Origin of the sequence: Rathayibacter sp. SD072 (assembly GCF_017355185.1) — a bacterium.
Lineage (GTDB): Bacteria > Actinomycetota > Actinomycetes > Actinomycetales > Microbacteriaceae > Rathayibacter.
Map to the genome: position 1 here is coordinate 19,625 of NZ_JADILJ010000028.1, position 16,122 is coordinate 35,746.

The window sequence follows — 16,122 nt, forward strand, 5'->3', positions numbered from 1 at the left end:
GCGTAGCGAAGTGACATCGGGAGAACCAATGGCGAGGGCCCCGGGCATGGTGGATGTGGCTCGAGTGGCTGGTGTCTCGCACGTCACGGTGTCGCGTGTCCTCAACGGCCATCCTCCGGTGCGACCCGAGACCCGCGCGAAGGTGTTGGCGGCGATCGAGGAGCTCGGCTACCGCCGGAACAGCTTGGCGCGGGCGCTGAAAAGCGGCAGAACCTCCACGATTGGTGTCGTCATTGCGGGGTCGGAGCTGTTCGAGTTGCCGCGGATCCTTCTTGGCGTCGAGAGCGAGGCCAAGAGCGCCGGCTTCTGGGTGACGCTCGCGAGCTGGCAGGGGGGCGACCAGGGTGACTTGGAGGAGACGCTGAGCAGACTGTCCGACCAGGCGGTGGAGGGCATCGCGGTCATCGCCGACCGCCCGCTCGCGGTGGAGGCACTCGCCTCCGTTCACACCCGCGTCCCCACGACGGTGGTGATGTCGGGTCAGGTCGAGGGAACCGGGTTGAGCTTCGTGGAACTCGATCAGGTGCTCGGTGCTCGGCTTGCCGTCCGACACCTGCTCGAGCTCGGACACCCCTCGGTCGCGCATATCAGCGGTGCTTTGCGCACCTTCGATGCGCGCGCTCGCGTCGAGGGGTGGCGCGCCGAGCTGCAGGCCGCCGGTCTCGGTGAGGGCCTGCTTCTGGAGGGTGACTTCACGGCCGACAGCGGGTTCCGCCTCGCGACCGAGCTTCTCGAGCGCCACGAACCGCTGCCGTCGGCGATCTTCGTCGGAAACGACCACATGACGATGGGTGTCTTGGCCGCTTTCGCTCGTCGAGGCGTCAGAGTGCCGGAGGACGTGTCTCTGGTCGGCTTCGACGACATCGCGGGAGCGGGTTACCTCGTGCCGGCGCTGACCACGATCCGTCAGGATTTCGTGAATCTCGGATCGCTGTCCATTCGGATCCTGACCGAGATGATGCGTGGGGACTCGCCGCGCGTCGCGCGGATCCCCCCGGATCTCGTTCTGCGTGCGAGTACCGCCGCACCGCGGAGCGGTGAGGCCGGTCAGACCACCGGAGTCAGCCTCGCCGTGGACTCTGCGAAGGCGCTGCGCGCACCCTCCTCCTCGCTCACATCGCTGTAGCCGAAGTCCGAGAACCGCGCCAAGGTCGTCGACGGGCGTCCGTTCGCCGTCGCGTAGGGCCCCAGGAGAACCCCTACGAATCCGCCGGCCGTCTGCGTGCTGAGCAGTCGTCCGTCCGCGCAGCCGAGCCGCGTAGCGACCGGCTGCCCGGAGGGTCGGAAGGAGAACGTGTAGTCGAGACCTGTGCCGTTGACGAGGATCTCGACGTCGCCGTCCGGCAGGTGCGAGACGGCCGACTCCGATCGCACGCCGTCGGTGAACTCGGACAGGACCAGCTCGCGACCCTCAGGGCCGAGACGAACAGTCGCTGTGACGTGCCCTCTCTCCCCTTGGTGCAGGGCCAGGCCCGCCTCCTCCCCCGCTTCGAGCGGGGCGAAGTCGACGACGAGTCTCGCGGTGAAGTGCATCGACGTCTGCCTGCAACCGACGAAGGACGGGCGTCCGCGGTCGGCGAGAGTCGCAGATCCGGCTGGCAGCACCAGCACGCCGTTGTCACAGAGGGGCGGAAGTGCACGGAGGGAGAGCCACTCCGGGGGCAAGACGCCGCTGGCATCCTGACCGAATCCCGACCTTCTCATCTGATCCTGGGGCCTCAGCTCGACGGTCCCGTTTCCCGCCGACGCCCGCGGTCGGGTTTCCAGGCTTCGGACGCGTCCAGAGCCTGGAGCGAACACGGGTCCTGCAGAACTCCACGTCACGGGCACCAGGAACACCTCGCGACCGAGCACGTGATGCCCCTCGGTCGGTCGGGTGCCGAGCAGTACCGCCCAGGTCTCCCCCGACACCGTGTCCACCAGGTCGGCGTGGCCGACGTTCTGGATCGGCTCCTCCGGCACGTGATGACGGTGGGTCAGGAGGGGGTTCCGGGGGTCTCCGACGTACGGGCCGGTCACGGTCGCGGCTCGAGCGACAGTCACCGAGTGGTTCCCCTCGGTGCCCCCTTCGGCTGCGACGAGGAAGTACTCGTCGCCGCGTCGGTGGATGTGCGGTCCTTCGACCCAGGCTCCGCGGACAGCGCCGTGCCACAGGACGTGCGTCGGGCCTGTCAGGCTCAAGGTATCGAGGTCGAGCTCGCGCATCCACAGCTCACCCGGCCCGCCGACCGCGGGATGGAGCGTGTCGCGGCATCCGGTGAACCAGCAGCGCCCATCGTCGTCGAAGAAGAGGGACGGGTCGATCCCTTCCGCGTCGAGCGTGACGGGGTCGGACCAGGGTCCGGCGGGGTCGGTCGCCGTCGCGAGCAACGTGACGATTCCCTGCCGTTCGCGGGCGATGGTGGTCACGACGTAGAAGACACCGCGGTGGTGCCGGATCGTCGGGGCCCAGAGCCCGTCCGAGACGTCGAGGCCGTCGAGGTCGATGACGCCCGGGCGATCGAAGACGTGACCGAGCGGCGTCCAGGACACGAGGTCCGTGCTGTGGAAGACGGGGATGCCGGGAAGGTACGCGAACGAGGAGACGACGAGGTAGTAGTCGTCATCGACGCGGCAGACGGACGGGTCGGGATGAAACCCCGGAAGGACGGGATTGGTGAAGACGGCCATGGCTTCCCTCTAGGTGCGGCGCAAATGCGCTTGACAGATGACAACGTTAACATCAGCATAGGTCCGGGCACCAAGAGCCCCAACAGCACCGCACCGCTCCCGGGATCCACCGGGGCGAGTACACGTCGAAGGAGATGTGGGATGTCCGCAGCCCGTTCCGAAACAGCACACGCATCGGCAGCCACGCGCCGCCGCAAGCGAACGATCCGAGCGGGCGGAGTGCTCGCGACCGCAGTACTCGCGTTCTCGCTCACGGCCTGCTCCAGTGGAGGCGGCGCCGAGGCCGGCGGTCCGGTCGAGCTCGAGTTCTGGACGTACAGCCTCAAGGGTGGTGACCCCGCCGCTCAGGCGATCATCGACCGGTACAACGAGGAGAACCCCGACGTCACGGTGAAGCTCTCGGAGGTGGGCGGCACCGCCGAGACGGCCTCGAAGCTCCTCGCCGCCGACCGTGCGGACGAGGCGCCCGATGTCGTCCAGGTCGAGTACTTCGCCCTGCCGTCGCTCGTCGTCTCGGGAGCGGTGAAGGACATCACCGAGGACGTCGCCGACGCGAAGGGCGGCGTCGAGCAGAACATCTGGGACCTCACCACGTTCGGCGACGAGGTCTACGGGGTCCCGCAGGACATCGGCCCGATGATGCTGACCTACCGCGCCGACCTGTTCGAGCAGTACGGCGTGGCCGTCCCCACCACCTGGGCCGAGTACGCGGACGCCGCCGAGAAGATCCACACCGCCGACCCGGAGGCGTACATCGCCAGCTTCTCGGCCACCCAGTTCGAGTTCTTCGCCTCGCATGCCGCGCAGGCCGGCGCTCAGTGGTGGACGAACGACGGCGACTCCTGGTCGGTCGACATCGACAGCGAGGAGTCGCTGCAGACCGCCGACTTCTGGCAGGACCTGGTCGATCGCGACCTCGTCACGGTCGAGCCCCTGCTCACTCCGGAGTGGAACGCGAAGGCCAACAGCGGCAAGATCCTCAGCTGGGCCGCCGCCTCCTGGGCGCCGAGCGTCATCTACTCCGTCGCCCCGGACACCGCGGGCAAGTGGGAGTCCGCACCCCTTCCGCAGTGGACCGTCGGCGACGCGGCCGTGCCGTTCCTCGGCGGATCCGCCTACCTCGTTCCCGAGAAGTCGCAGCACGCGGAGGAGGCCGCGAAGTTCGCCGCCTGGCTCGGCGCGTCGGACGAGGGCTCGGAGCTGCTGCTCACCCTCGACATCTTCCCGGGCGGGAACGCCGGCCGAGAGGCGACGCTGAGCGCGGCGCCGCCGAAGCTGATGCCGCAGCAGACTGACTTCTACCAGGTCGCCGACGAAGTCATCGCGAACACGACGGTACCGGTCGTGTGGGGCCCCAACGTGAACGTCGCCGCTTCGACCTTCGGCGACGCCCTCAATGAGGCGGCTCTGAACAAGACCTCCTTCCGCGACGTCTACACGGCCACGCAGGACGCGGTCGTCGCCGACCTCGAGAAGCAGGGCTACACGGTCACCGAGTGACCACTGGGAGGGGCGGCGCCCGCCGCCCCTCCTTCCTCGCACCACTCCCCAGCACCACCGAGCAACGGAGCACGAGCCGCTGATGTCAGCCACCGTCGACAGCACCGCCCTGCGGGAGCGACCACCCGCCACCACCCGGCGCCGATCAGCGCGCAGCGCCCTCGTGCCGTGGATGTTCGCCGGACCGGCGATCGTCTTCTTCGTCGCCTTCCTGATCGTCCCGATCCTCTACGCGATCTACCTCAGCTTCCGCGGCTTCGTCGTCGACGGGGGCGGCGCCTTCGGCCGGCGCGTGGAGACCTGGGTCGGCTTCGACAACTACGTCGCCGCGCTCACCGATCCGGAGTTCGTCGCGGGCCTCGGCAGGGTCCTGCTCTACGGACTCATCGCGATCCCGAGCGTCCTGGGCCTGGCCCTGCTGTTCGCGCTCCTGCTCGACACTCCGCGCGTGAGGGCCCGAAGCTTCTCGCGGACCGTCATCTTCCTGCCCTACGCCGTCCCTGGCGTCATCGCGAGCCTGCTCTGGGGCTTCCTCTACCTGCCCAGCACGAGCCCCGTGAGCTGGATCACCCGGGCGCTCGGCGGCGGATCCGTCGGCTTCTTCGAGGGCCCCGCGCTGTACTTCTCGTTGGCCAACATCGCGCTCTGGTCCGGCGTCGGCTTCAACATGATCATCATCTTCACGTCGCTCCGAGCGATCCCCACCGAGATCTATGAAGCGGCCCGTATCGACGGGGCGAACGAGCTGCAGATCGCGTGGCGGATCAAGATCCCGCTCGTGACCCCGGCGCTCGTTCTGACCGGCCTGTTCTCGATCATCGGCACCATCCAGCTCTACAGCGAACCCGCGACCCTGCGGCCCCTGACGACGACCATCTCGTCGACCTGGGTACCTCTGATGAAGATCTACCGCGAGGCGTTCACCAACGACAACCTCGGAGGCGCCGCAGCCGCCTCCGTCGTCCTCGCGATCGGCATCCTCGGCTTCTCGCTGCTCGTCCTCCGCTTCTTCCAACGCCGCACCTTCGGAGAGAACTGATGAGCACCGCACTGCACTCCCCCGCCCCCACCGACGCACAGGAGAAGCGGACACCGTCTCCTCGAGGAGACCGCCGAACTCCTCCCGGGGCACCGCGCCGACCGCTCGGCTCGACCCTGGCCACCGTCGCGCTCCTCCTGGGTGCCCTCTACTGCCTCGTCCCCGTCCTCTGGGTGGTCGTCGCCGCCTCGAAGTCGCCGCGCGAACTGTTCACGACCTTCTCGTTCGCGCCCGGCTCGGGGATGCTCGACAACCTCGTCGCGCTCAGCGCCTACGGCGGCGGGCAGTTCTGGCAGTGGGGCCTGAACAGCGTCCTCTACGCCGGAGTCGGCGCCGTCGCCTCGACGCTCGTCTCGGCCATGGCCGGCTACGCACTCGCCAAGTTCCGCTTCCGAGGCCGCGACACGCTCTTCGCCGCGATCCTCGCGGGCGTGCTCGTGCCCGGCATCGTGCTCGCCGTCCCGCAGTACCTGCTGCTCGCGAGCGTCGGTATCGCCGGGACCTACTGGTCCGTGCTGCTGCCCGTCATCATCAACCCGTTCGGCATCTTCCTCTGCCGCGTCTTCGCCGCCGCCGCCGTACCGGACGACACCCTCGAAGCCGCCCGCATCGACGGCGCGAGCGAGATCCGCATCTTCGGAGCGATCGCGCTGCCGATGATGTCCCAGGGACTCGTCACCGTGTTCCTGCTCCAGTTCGTCGGCATCTGGAACAACTTCCTGCTCCCCTTCATCATGCTCAGCGACCAGGACAAGTACCCCATCACCCTCGGGCTCTACACCTTCCTCTCGAAAGGCGCCGGCGACTCCGACCTCTACCCGCTGGTGATCATGGGCTCAGCGGTCTCCGTCATCCCGCTGATCATCCTCGTGCTCGTTCTCCAGCGGTTCTGGCGAGCCGACCTCCTCGCCGGCGGTCTCAAGGGCTGATCGCTTCTTTCCCTACCGGGACGGCCGCTTCCGCCCCTCCTCCCCGCCGGCCGCCCCTCGCGCGCGTCGGCCGTCGAAAGGCACCCATGAAGTTCACCGATGGTTTCTGGCAGATGCGCCCGGGCGTCACTCCGATCCACGCTCAGGAGGCGTACGACATCGAGGCCGATGAGGGTGAGCGGCTCCTCGTCACGGCGCCGAGCACCGTCATCAACCGCCGCGGCGACACCCTGAACCGCCCCGTGCTCTCCCTCACCCTCTCGTCCCCCCTTCGGGGAGTGATCGGCGTGCGAGTCGAGCACCACACCGGCGGGCTCGACCCCTTCGGATTCGACCTCGTCGGAGCGGTGGAGGGGGCGGGCGAGGCGCAGATAGACGACCAGGGGCGAGGTGTCCTCGACGCCGGACCGCTCCGCGCGGTCATCGAGCCCGGTGCTCCGTTCTCGCTCCGCTTCGAGGCGGAGGGGCGCGTTCTCACTTCCGCTGCCGCCAAGTCGGCCGCCCACCTCCTGATCGCGGACGACGCTCAGGTCGACGGCGCACCTGTGGGAACCGCCCGGGACGGCAGTGCGCGGGCGCTCGCTCCGAGCTACACGCTGCAGCAGCTGTCTCTCGGTGTAGGAGAGCTCGTCTACGGGCTGGGCGAGCGGTTCGGGCCACTGGTCAAGAACGGCCAGACCGTTGACGTGTGGAACGCCGACGGCGGGACCTCGTCCGAGCAGGCGTACAAGAACGTGCCGTTCTATCTCACGAACCGCGGGTACGGCGTCCTCGTCGACCACCCCGGCCACGTCTCGTTCGAGATCGGCTCGGAGTCTGTCGAGCGCGTGCAGTTCTCGGTCGCCGGAGAGAGCTTGCAGTACTACATCGTCCAAGGGAGCACGCCGGCCGAGATCCTCGACCGGTACACGCAGCTCACTGGACGGCCGGCACAGGTGCCGGCCTGGTCGTACGGGCTCTGGCTGTCGACGTCCTTCACCACCAGCTACGACGAGGCGACCGTCACCTCCTTCATCGAGGGGATGGCTGAGCGGGACCTCCCGGTGAGCGTGTTCCACTTCGACTGCTTCTGGATGCGCGAGTTCAACTGGTGCGACTTCGAGTGGGACCCGCGCGTCTTCCCTGACCCGGAGGGCATGCTGGCGCGGCTGCACGACCGCGATCTGCGCGTGTGCGTCTGGATCAACCCCTACATCGGTCAGCGCTCACCCCTGTTCGCGGAGGCGCAGGACGCGGGATACCTCGTCCGGCGGCCAGACGGCTCCGTGTGGCAGTGGGACCTGTGGCAGGCGGGCATGGCCCTCGTCGACTTCACGAACCCGGCGGCCACCGCGTGGTTCCAGGACAAGCTGCGAGCTCTGCAGCGCCAGGGCGTCGACGCCTTTAAGACCGACTTCGGCGAGAGGATCCCGGTCGACGTCGAGTACTTCGACGGGTCCTCGCCCGAGCGGATGCACAACTACTACACGCAGCTCTACAACCTCGCCGTGTTCGAGGTCCTCGAGGAGGAGCGCGGGAAGGGCGACGCAGTGCTCTTCGCCCGCTCCGCGACCGTCGGCGGCCAGCGGCTGCCGGTGCACTGGGGCGGCGACTGCACGTCGACTTTCGAGTCCATGGCCGAGACGTTGCGCGGCGGGCTGTCGCTCGCGTTCTCGGGCTTCGGATTCTGGAGCCATGACATCGGCGGATTCGAGGGAACTCCCGATGCCGCCGTCTTCAAGCGGTGGACGGCGTTCGGCCTGCTGTCTTCGCACTCGCGCCTGCACGGCAGCACCTCGTACCGGGTGCCGTGGGAGTTCGACGGAGCGCTGGCAGAGGGCGAAGCCAGCGCCGTCGACGTCACGCGCACCTTCACCGAGCTCAAGCTCTCCCTCATGCCGTACCTCTACACCGCTGGGCTCGAGGCGACGCGGCGCGGGACCCCTGTGATGAGGCCGATGGCCCTCGCCTTCCCGGAGGACCGAGGTGCGGCGTATGTCGACACCCAGTACATGCTCGGCCCGGACCTCCTGGTGGCCCCGGTGCTCAGCGTCGACGGCGATGTCGACGTGTACCTGCCGGAGGGTGTCTGGACGGACTACTTCACCGGCCGGGTCGTTCAGGGCGGCGGCTGGAGACGGGAGAAGCACGGCTTCCTCACTCTTCCGCTCTACGTCAGGGCAGGGGCGGTCCTCCCGATCGGAGCGCGAGTGGACAGGCCCGACTACGACTACCTGGACGGGGTCACTCTGAGGGTCTTCCCCGGGGCGACCGGACAGGATCGCGTCGTGATCGTCGAGACTCCGGAGGGACGTCGGGCGCGGTTCGTGGTGAGCGACTCGGACGAGGGCCCCGCCGTGCTGGCGGAAGGAGTCGAGGGCTGGACGGTGGAGGTCGTACCCGCATGACCTCGCCTCGTGGTCCCGAGGATCGGCTCAGGGACAACGATCGCAGGTCGTGACTGGGGAGGCGTGGAAGAGGGAGTACTACGCCGGTGCAAGCGGGTCCGAGGGTTGCACCGACTTCCACCTCGCGCCGACAGGGCGACACGGCACCGGGTCGCCCTGGTCCCACCGGTGGAGCGGAGACGACCTTCTGCTGCGACCCTCCCGCGACCGTGTCGTCGGATCGGGTGCCCCCGCGCTCGTCGGGCGGTGTGCGGGAGGAGACGGTGCCGCCCTCGCCGCCACCGTGCGAGCGATGCCCGGCACGGCGTCGGAGACCGGACTCATCGCTTACTGGAGCCGCGATACCCACGCCTCCCTCTTCGTGACTCGCATCGCATCGGTCATTCTGATCGAGACCCGTTTCCTCCGAGGCGGACACGAGCTCCTTCTCGACCGGCGCCCGGGCGCAGGTTGGCAACGGATGGAGATCCGCAGTGATCGGCGACTCCACCAGCTCGGTACCGTCCTCGACGGCGTCTTCACGGCTCACGCCGAGATCCCCGCTCTCACGGGCGCACTGCCTCCGGGCAACGGAGCCGCGAATCCGCTCCTCGGCCTCTTTCATGTCGGAGCAGCGGGTGGCACAGCGGCACGGTTCGAGGACGTGAGGTTCTCGCCGGGGGCGGGGTAGCGCTGCGCGCTCCAGGCCGAGGTAGTGCAGCAACCGAAGCAGTGGCGACACTGCCGTCCCGACCTCCGACACTGCAAAGCCGACCGCCGCATCACCGAGAATCACACAGACTCCGAGCCCGTTCTTGGACCTGGCGCTCGGACATCGACGCCGAGTCCAACCGCTAGCGCGGCTAGGAACCTCAACCTTCATCGCTAGTCGCCGATTGTGATGTGGGGTCTCGATCCTGACTGGGACCCGTTCAAGAGCGTCTGGGTTGTGGGGTCATTCACCCTCATCTTCGCAGCCACTGGAGAGCGCCGGCCAGTAGAGCGAGGTGTCCTCGGGAGGTGTAAGAGGAGGCACTGTGGCCGAGCGCGTCGTAGACGGTGCGGCCTCCTCCGGAGCGCTCGAGCGCCCAGGCGATCGGATGATCCCGGCCTTCGTAGTGGTGGGTGGCGAGGACCCGCGAGGCGGGGTCCACGTCGAGTAGGCAGTAGCGCTCGTCCTCTACGTCGAAGTCGGTGACGTGCTCGATCACCGGATGCGGTTCGGTGGCGAGCCGGATCCGGGCGGGCCCGAAGTCCGGATGCATCGATGCACCGCGGATCCAGCGGCCGCCGAGGAGGGCCGGCCACTCCGGCGCGTCGATGAAGGTGGTCGAGCTGACGTGGATCCCGAGGACCGGGATCGCGGAGCGCTCGATGAGCGCGAACGCCGACCTGCCCTCCGGGGTCGGTGCGGGGCGTCCGTCCCGGGGGAGACCCGCGTTGACGACGAGCAGATCGGGCACCGTGACGCAGCCGGTCGCGATGTCCGAGAGTGCTCGGTCGACATCCCCTCGGACCTCGACTCGGTGGCCGCGTGCGGCGAGGAGCGCAACCACTGCGGACGTCGTCTCGGCGAACGGGTGCCAGGGATCGCTGTACCTGCCCTCGCCCGTCAGCAGAAGAGTCGTCACGAGGAGGCCCCGCGCGTCTCGCCCACCGCTCCGACCCTGATCCCCGGCGCATCCTCGCCGTTGCCGGGCTCCACGCGGAGTCGGAAGCCGGAGAAGTCGGCGGTGAAGGCCGCGTCGACCAGATCGAAGACGTCGAGGCCGGCGAACGCTCCGGTGAAGCGCAGCCGCGGACCGTGGTCGTCGGAGAGGAAGGTGATGTCCACTGCCTCTCCGATGCGGCTGGGCGTCGTGTGCGCCGGCCCGGCCGACAGGATCGCGAGGGGTCCGTCGAGGTCGGCGCGGAGGGTGACCGGCCCGGTCTCCGGGAGTGCGCGGACAGCGAGGACGGTTTGCCCGTCCGGGTCGCGTCGCGTGAGGACGAGGGCACGGTGGCCACGTCCCTCCCACTGCTGACCCTGCTGCGCCTCCCCGTCGGGTTCGCGCCAAGTGACGTGCAGAGAGAGGTAGGCGTCGGTGTTGTACCAGAGCACCAGACCCGCCGCCTGGGTGAAGGAGGTCGGATCCGCATCGACCGTGACGCTGACGGTCATCCGGTGCTCGGTGAGGGGCTGGCCGATCAGGCTGTGCTCACGGAGCGATTCAGGACCCTGACGCCCGCGCAGTCGGAGCCACCCGGGTCGTGCGTCCTGGTCGATCCAGTCCCGCGAGGCGGGCGTCCGCAGCGTCCGCCACGGCCAGGGCAAAAGCGAACGCGGAGGCGTCGGACCGGCAGCGGAGTGCGGGACGTCCGGCACCTCGAGTTCGATCCTCGGATGCCAGCCGCCTCCCTTCAGCCGGGGCCAACCGTCCCGCCACTCGATCTCCTGCAGGGCGCTCTCCCGTCCGAGGGTGTTGAACGCGCCGTCTTCCGTGCGGATCGGTCGGCTGACGAGGTGGCCGAGGTACCAGCGCCCCGACGGCGTCCGGATCAGTTCTCCGTGCCCGGCCTTCTGCAGGGGCAGGTCGAGAGCGTCGCGGGTCGTGAGCAGGGGGACGTCGTCGACCTCGTAGGGTCCGTGGAGTGAGCGGCTCCGGGCCATGAGGACACCGTGCTCGATCCCGGTTCCCCCCTCGGCGAGGGCGAGCACGAACCAGCCGTCGTGGTGGATGATCTTGGGTCCTTCGACGAGGTCGGGACGCTGCAGGAGGAGCGCGGTCGGCCCCGTCGTGCGGAGGACCCCGCCGAAATCGACCAGCTCGGTGAGGACGATGCCGTCGAAGCGGTTCCCCCCGGGGCGGTGGTCGTTCTGGATGTTCACCAGCCAGTGCCGACCCTCGTGATGGAACAGCGACGGATCGAACCCGAGGCCGCTCACGCGCTGCGGCTCGGACCACTCGCCGGGGAGACCGTCCACGTCCGGAGCGCGAGCGATGTAGGTCGCGAGGTTGAAGTACGGGCTCTGAAGCGACTCCACGATCGAGTAGACCACCCAGAACACGCCGTCCGCGTACGAGAGAGCGGGCGCCCAGATCCCCGCCGAGTCCGGGTAGCCCGTCAGCGACCGGCCGGGTGCCGCCGACTCGACCGCACCGTGGAACTCCCACGTCGCGAGATCCCGCGATCGCTGGATCGGGATGGTGGGGAACCACTCGAAGGAGCTGACCGCGAGCAGGTACCAGTCCCCGACGCGCAGGAAAGAGGGATCGGGCGAGAAACCGCGGACGACAGGATTGGCCGTTCTCACCATCAGGACCTCCTGTCGAGGTGGAGAATCCGGGCGCTCGGGCCGGGAACCGTGCGCACCTGCACCAGGCCGTCCGCGGAGCCGATGGCCCATTCGGCGTCACCGCGCGGGAAGGTGATCGTCGGGCTCCCGTCGACGCGGAGGGAGAACTCCGCGGCATGCTCGCCGCGATCCCAGACGAACAGCAGCACGTCGTCACCGTCACGGAAGCCGACGACGACGAGCTCGTCCTCCCATCCGGGCAGCCCGAGGGGCCAGAACGGCGTGGAGCGCGCCAGGAGCAGCCGGTGCTCCTTCGCGAAGGCCACCGCGCCGGCGACCAGCGCGGACTGCGACGGCCGCAGCCGGTCGAGGAAGCCGGAGAGGATGAGGCGCCCAGGCAGTCCCGTGACGAGGGTGAACACCGTCTCCTCCTCGGTCATCCCGGCGCTCGGATAGGCCCAGTTGCCGCTCTGCTCGGGGAGGACCGCCGCGGGTGATGCGGCGGCGATGACGGGGTAGCGGAGGAAGTCCTGCTGGTCCGACGTCGACTGCAGGTCGTTCTCGACGAGGTAGGCGTAGTCCATCCGCATCGCTCCGGAGGAGCAGTTCTCGAGGATCAGATCCGGATGCCGCTCGCGGATACCCCTCAACCAGCCGACGAAGGCCCGGCTGTGCGCGAGGAGGCCGTCGCCGGCCGCCGTGGCGTCCCGCTCGGTCCCCGCTCCCGGGTTGACGTTGTAGTCGAGCTTGAGGTATCCGATGCCGTAGTCGCGGACGAGTCCGTCCACGACCGCGTCGAGATGAGCTCGGGCGGCCGGGTGCCGGAAGTCGAGGTGGAAGCGCTCGTGCTCGAGGACCCGAGTGCCGAAGCGCTGGAAGAACGCCTCCTCGGGGAGGCTGCTCGCCATCGGACTCGTGACTCCGACCACCTCGGGCTCCAGCCAGGTTCCGGCGATCATCCCGGCTGACCGGATCTCGTCGAGGATCGAGAGGAATCCGCCGTCGAACCGGTCCGGGTTCTCAGCCCACTCCCCCACTGAGTTCCACCAGTCGCCGGGCCCGGCGAACCAGCCGGCATCGATGCAGAACACCTCGGCGCCCGCCGCGGCTGCTCCCGCGATGAGGGGCCGGAGCTTCTCGCTCGTCGGGTCCCCCATCAGCGTGTTCATGAAGTCGTTGTAGACCACCGGCAGTCCGCGGATCCCGCCGTGGCGGGCGACGAGCCACCGCCGGTAGCGCGTGAGTTCGGTCAGCGCCTCGTCTCTCGCTCCGTCGACGACGACCACGGCGGCCGGCGCAGCGGTGAACGAGTCCGCGGGGGCGAGGCGGTGGGCGAAGTGGTGCTCGAGGTCCGCGGGACCGGTCAGGCTCAGGAAGCCCCCGTCCAGGGTCGAGCCGAGGGACCACTGCCACGCCGTGCCCGATTCGATCTGCCAGGCGAGGCTCGACGAGGTGCCCGGATCGACGACGACGCCGAGCGGGAGGTGCTCTCCGGTCGGCCAGGCGCCATGACTGGTCAGGGCGAACCGGCCCCGGCCGTCCTGCGCATGGATGCCCAGCGAGAGCGCGGGGACGCGATCGCGGAGGCGGTCCTCGTACCAGCGGCTCTCGGCCAGCCACTCGCTGTCGGCCCAGGCGAGCACCATCGGGTCGAGGTCGGCTTCGGCGTGGCCGATGCCGACCACCGCCGACGTGACGGCCGTCAGCACGACAGGCGCTGAGCCGGCGTTCAAGACGTGCTGCGTGATCCGGAGCGCGCGCAGACCGTGCGGTCGGGTGAACGTGCTCACGACGCGCACCCCCGTCCGCGGGTCGGACTGAGTGAGGGTCACCTCCACGGCGTCCTCCCGCTCGCTCTCGACGAGGGAGTCCTGTCGGAGACGCTCCCCGACGGCGGAGCGGACGTAGCTCTGGCTCGTCCGGGCGCGCTGCTCGTCGGCGGTGAACACCTCGACGACGGGCCGCCAGGACACCAGCGAAGGAGCGGCGCCGGCGAACCCGCCGAACTCGACGGGGCCGTCGAGCCCTCCCCGAAGGAGGATCCCGGCATCGCTGCCGGCGGTGGCCGACGGTACGGACGTCTGCTTCACGGAGTCCTCTCTCATGCGATCGTCGCGAGCGACTCGGCGGCCACGGGGAACGCGGGCGGGAGTCCGTCGCGCAACCGCCTCGCCTCCTCCACCACGGCCTCCCCAAGAAGGAGCAGCTCGGTCCCACGGGACCCCGCGATGTGCGGAGTGACGAGCACGTTGGGGAAGGCGAAGAACGGATGGTCCTCGTTCAGCGGCTCGGGATCCGTCACGTCGAGCACGGCGTCCAGTCGACCGCTGCGCAGTTCCCCGAGGAGCGCGTCCTGGTCGACCAGCGCCTGCCTCGCCGTGTTGATGAAGGTCGCGCCGTCGCCCAGGAGGGCGAACTCCCGCCGACCGAGCAGACCTCGCGTCGAGGGCAGGTCGGGCGCGTGCAGGGAGACGACCCGGGATCGGTTCAGAAGCTCGTCGAGCTCGACCTTCTCGACACCGAGCACGGCAGCCTCTTCGTGAGAGAGATACGGGTCGGACACCAGCACCCGGTACGAGAACGGGCCGAGGAGGCGGATGAGATGCCGTCCGGTGCGCGACGCTCCGATGATCCCCACAGTGGAGCGGTAGGCGCCGATCTGCGGGTACTCGTTCTCGAGGTCGACGAAGGACTGGCGGCGGGCGTACTCCTGCGCGATCGGCAGTACCTTCTTCCCCGCGAGGAGGACCATCGCGAGGGCGTACTCGGCGACCGGGACCGCGTTCGCGTCGGCTGCGGTCGTCACGAGGATCCCTCGGTCCCACACCTCGGGGGTGGTCATGCCCTTCACGGAACCGCCGGCGTGCAGGATCGCTCGCAGCCGGGGCATGCGGTCGAGGACGCGGCCGTCGACCGCGGGAGCGAACCATCCTGTGACGAGCACCTCGATGTCGGCCAGGACCTCGTCGGGTTCGCTCGAGTAGTCCGAGACGGTCCGGGTCAGATCGATGTCGACGAGCCGTTCGAGCTCGCGCGCGAGCCTGTCGTCGAACAAGCGGTACTGCAGGTCGGGCTGCATCGCCAATGCCGCTTTCATGCGGATGCTCCTTGTCTTCCGACCGCGCAGGGACGGTCGTGATGGCTGAGTGAGGGGCGGACGGGTGCGGGGAGCGGAACGCGCTCTCTTGGTAGAATCCGCAGACGAACAAGGGACGAGTGAGGAATTCGATGCCGCACGAGGGAACCGCTATCCGCACCGGCCCCGCCACCCTGGAGGACGTCGCCGCTCTGGCGGGCGTGTCGAGGGCGACCGCGTCCCGGGTCCTGAACCCGTCCGCCCGGACGGTGGGCGCGGCGAACCGGAAGAAGGTGGAGGCCGCGGCGGCCGAGCTGGGATACGTGGTCAACGCCTCCGCGCAGACCATCGCGAGAGGCCGCTCCGACAGCATCGCGTTCGTCGTGAACGCGATCCCGGACGACTACCTCTCCCCCATCGCCGCCGGCGTCTTCCACGCCGCCGATGCCGCCGACCTCATGGTGACGATGGTCTCCACGAACGAGAGCGCGGCGCGTGCGCGGCGCATCGTCTCGGTGTTCCGCGGGCTGCGTCCCCGCCTCCTGGTCCTCGCCGGCAGTCGGCACGTCGACGACGCGGCCTTCGGACCCGTCGTCGACGAACTCCGGGCCTTCGAGGCCGATGGTGGCCGCGTCGTGGTCATCGGGCAGGTGGGGCTTCCCTTCGACACCGTCTCGATCGACAACGTCGGCGTCGGCCGGGCGATCGCCCGCGCCTTCCTCGACCTCGGCTACGAGCAGTTCACCGTCTTCGCCGGACCGGTCAAGGCCGTCACGCCGCGCGACCGGGCGGACGGCATCCTGGCGGAGTTCGCCGACGCCGGCATCCACCTTCCGCCCGATCGCATCATCACCGGCGCGTTCTCCCGAGAGGGCGGCTACGTCGCGGCCGGCGAGTTCCTCCGGCGCCGCAGCGACACGGAGGCGATCCTCGCGACAGCGGACGCCGTCGCCCTCGGTGCGATCGCCCGCTTGCGCGAAGCCGGCGTGAAGCTCCCCGGCGACGTCGCGATCTCCGGGGTGGACGACCTTCTCGCGCTGCGGGACGTGACGCCCGCGCTCACGACCGTCCGCCTCCCCTGGAACGAGGTGGGCGTGATCGCGCTCGAGCTCGGCCTCGAGCCGGCGCCGACGGACGGGCCCCGCACTCGCACGCTCTCCGGTCATGTCGTCCTCCGGGAGAGCAGCCCCCGCCTCGTCCCCGGCGGGTGACGGCTCGTGACGAGGCCCGGTGAGCGCGCTCCCGATGGCGACCATCGTCGCGCG

At 69.3% G+C, this 16,122-nt stretch carries 11 protein-coding genes; 6 read left to right on the top strand and 5 right to left on the bottom strand.

Going from position 1 to position 16,122, the window contains the following annotated elements:
- The first annotated feature begins 46 nt into the window (after window positions 1–46).
- Entirely contained in the window at window positions 47–1,126 is a 1,080-nt protein-coding gene (locus IOC53_RS11995) for a LacI family DNA-binding transcriptional regulator (protein ID WP_242683266.1), read from the top strand.
- Here the strand turns inward: IOC53_RS11995 and IOC53_RS12000 are convergent.
- On the bottom strand, window positions 1,048–2,670 hold the full coding sequence (locus tag IOC53_RS12000; RefSeq protein WP_207406009.1) for a glycoside hydrolase family 43 protein: 1,623 nt from the start codon (window positions 2,668–2,670) through the stop codon (window positions 1,048–1,050). The genes IOC53_RS11995 and IOC53_RS12000 overlap by 79 nt on opposite strands.
- A 219-nt stretch (window positions 2,671–2,889) precedes the next feature.
- Here IOC53_RS12000 and IOC53_RS12005 point away from each other — a divergent pair, with 219 nt between their 5' ends.
- The 4 genes from IOC53_RS12005 to yicI all read left to right on the top strand — a co-directional run bounded on the left by IOC53_RS12005 (window position 2,890) and on the right by yicI (window position 8,525).
- Complete coding sequence (locus IOC53_RS12005) at window positions 2,890–4,170, top strand: sugar ABC transporter substrate-binding protein (RefSeq protein ID WP_307786177.1); 1,281 nt, start codon at window positions 2,890–2,892, stop codon at window positions 4,168–4,170.
- A gap of 82 nt (window positions 4,171–4,252) precedes the next feature.
- Window positions 4,253–5,209 (top strand): carbohydrate ABC transporter permease, encoded by a 957-nt coding sequence (locus IOC53_RS12010; protein WP_207406013.1) that lies wholly within the window; start codon window positions 4,253–4,255, stop codon window positions 5,207–5,209.
- Window positions 5,209–6,138, top strand: a complete 930-nt coding sequence (locus IOC53_RS12015) for a carbohydrate ABC transporter permease (protein WP_207406015.1) — start codon at window positions 5,209–5,211, stop codon at window positions 6,136–6,138. The genes IOC53_RS12010 and IOC53_RS12015 overlap by 1 nt, the downstream gene beginning before the upstream one ends.
- Before the next feature lie 86 nt (window positions 6,139–6,224).
- A complete protein-coding gene (yicI, locus tag IOC53_RS12020) occupies window positions 6,225–8,525 on the top strand; it encodes an alpha-xylosidase (protein WP_207406017.1) in 2,301 nt (766 codons plus the stop codon).
- 944 nt (window positions 8,526–9,469) lie between these two features.
- Here the strand turns inward: yicI and IOC53_RS12025 are convergent.
- Genes IOC53_RS12025 through IOC53_RS12040 form a run of 4 tightly spaced genes read right to left on the bottom strand, consistent with a single transcriptional unit; the run spans window position 9,470 to window position 14,878 of the window.
- On the bottom strand, window positions 9,470–10,135 hold the full coding sequence (locus IOC53_RS12025; RefSeq protein WP_207406020.1) for a ThuA domain-containing protein: 666 nt from the start codon (window positions 10,133–10,135) through the stop codon (window positions 9,470–9,472).
- Entirely contained in the window at window positions 10,132–11,802 is a 1,671-nt protein-coding gene (locus IOC53_RS12030; RefSeq protein ID WP_207406022.1) for a family 43 glycosylhydrolase, read from the bottom strand. Before IOC53_RS12030 ends, IOC53_RS12025 begins: the two co-directional genes overlap by 4 nt.
- The gene (locus IOC53_RS12035; protein WP_207406024.1) at window positions 11,802–13,886 is read right to left on the bottom strand and encodes a glycoside hydrolase family 36 protein; all 2,085 of its coding nucleotides are present in this window, start codon (window positions 13,884–13,886) and stop codon (window positions 11,802–11,804) included. The genes IOC53_RS12030 and IOC53_RS12035 overlap by 1 nt, the downstream gene beginning before the upstream one ends.
- On the bottom strand, window positions 13,883–14,878 hold the full coding sequence (locus tag IOC53_RS12040; RefSeq protein ID WP_207406026.1) for a hydroxyacid dehydrogenase: 996 nt from the start codon (window positions 14,876–14,878) through the stop codon (window positions 13,883–13,885). The genes IOC53_RS12035 and IOC53_RS12040 overlap by 4 nt, the downstream gene beginning before the upstream one ends.
- 131 nt (window positions 14,879–15,009) lie before the next feature.
- Between IOC53_RS12040 and IOC53_RS12045 the strand changes: the two genes are divergently transcribed.
- Window positions 15,010–16,068 (top strand): LacI family DNA-binding transcriptional regulator, encoded by a 1,059-nt coding sequence (locus IOC53_RS12045; RefSeq protein ID WP_207406028.1) that lies wholly within the window; start codon window positions 15,010–15,012, stop codon window positions 16,066–16,068.
- The last annotated feature ends 54 nt before the right edge of the window (window positions 16,069–16,122 follow it).

What these genes read in the sequence shown, in the direction of transcription:
- IOC53_RS11995 (WP_242683266.1), top strand. Translation starts at nt 47, where the DNA reads ATGGTGGATGTGGCTCGAGTGGCTGGTGTCTCGCACGTCACGGTGTCG.
- IOC53_RS12000 (WP_207406009.1), bottom strand. Translation starts at nt 2,670, where the DNA reads ATGGCCGTCTTCACCAATCCCGTCCTTCCGGGGTTTCATCCCGACCCG.
- IOC53_RS12010 (WP_207406013.1), top strand. Translation starts at nt 4,253, where the DNA reads ATGTCAGCCACCGTCGACAGCACCGCCCTGCGGGAGCGACCACCCGCC.
- IOC53_RS12015 (WP_207406015.1), top strand. Translation starts at nt 5,209, where the DNA reads ATGAGCACCGCACTGCACTCCCCCGCCCCCACCGACGCACAGGAGAAG.
- yicI (WP_207406017.1), top strand. Translation starts at nt 6,225, where the DNA reads ATGAAGTTCACCGATGGTTTCTGGCAGATGCGCCCGGGCGTCACTCCG.
- IOC53_RS12030 (WP_207406022.1), bottom strand. Translation starts at nt 11,802, where the DNA reads ATGGTGAGAACGGCCAATCCTGTCGTCCGCGGTTTCTCGCCCGATCCC.
- IOC53_RS12035 (WP_207406024.1), bottom strand. Translation starts at nt 13,886, where the DNA reads ATGAGAGAGGACTCCGTGAAGCAGACGTCCGTACCGTCGGCCACCGCC.
- IOC53_RS12040 (WP_207406026.1), bottom strand. Translation starts at nt 14,878, where the DNA reads ATGAAAGCGGCATTGGCGATGCAGCCCGACCTGCAGTACCGCTTGTTC.
- IOC53_RS12045 (WP_207406028.1), top strand. Translation starts at nt 15,010, where the DNA reads ATGCCGCACGAGGGAACCGCTATCCGCACCGGCCCCGCCACCCTGGAG.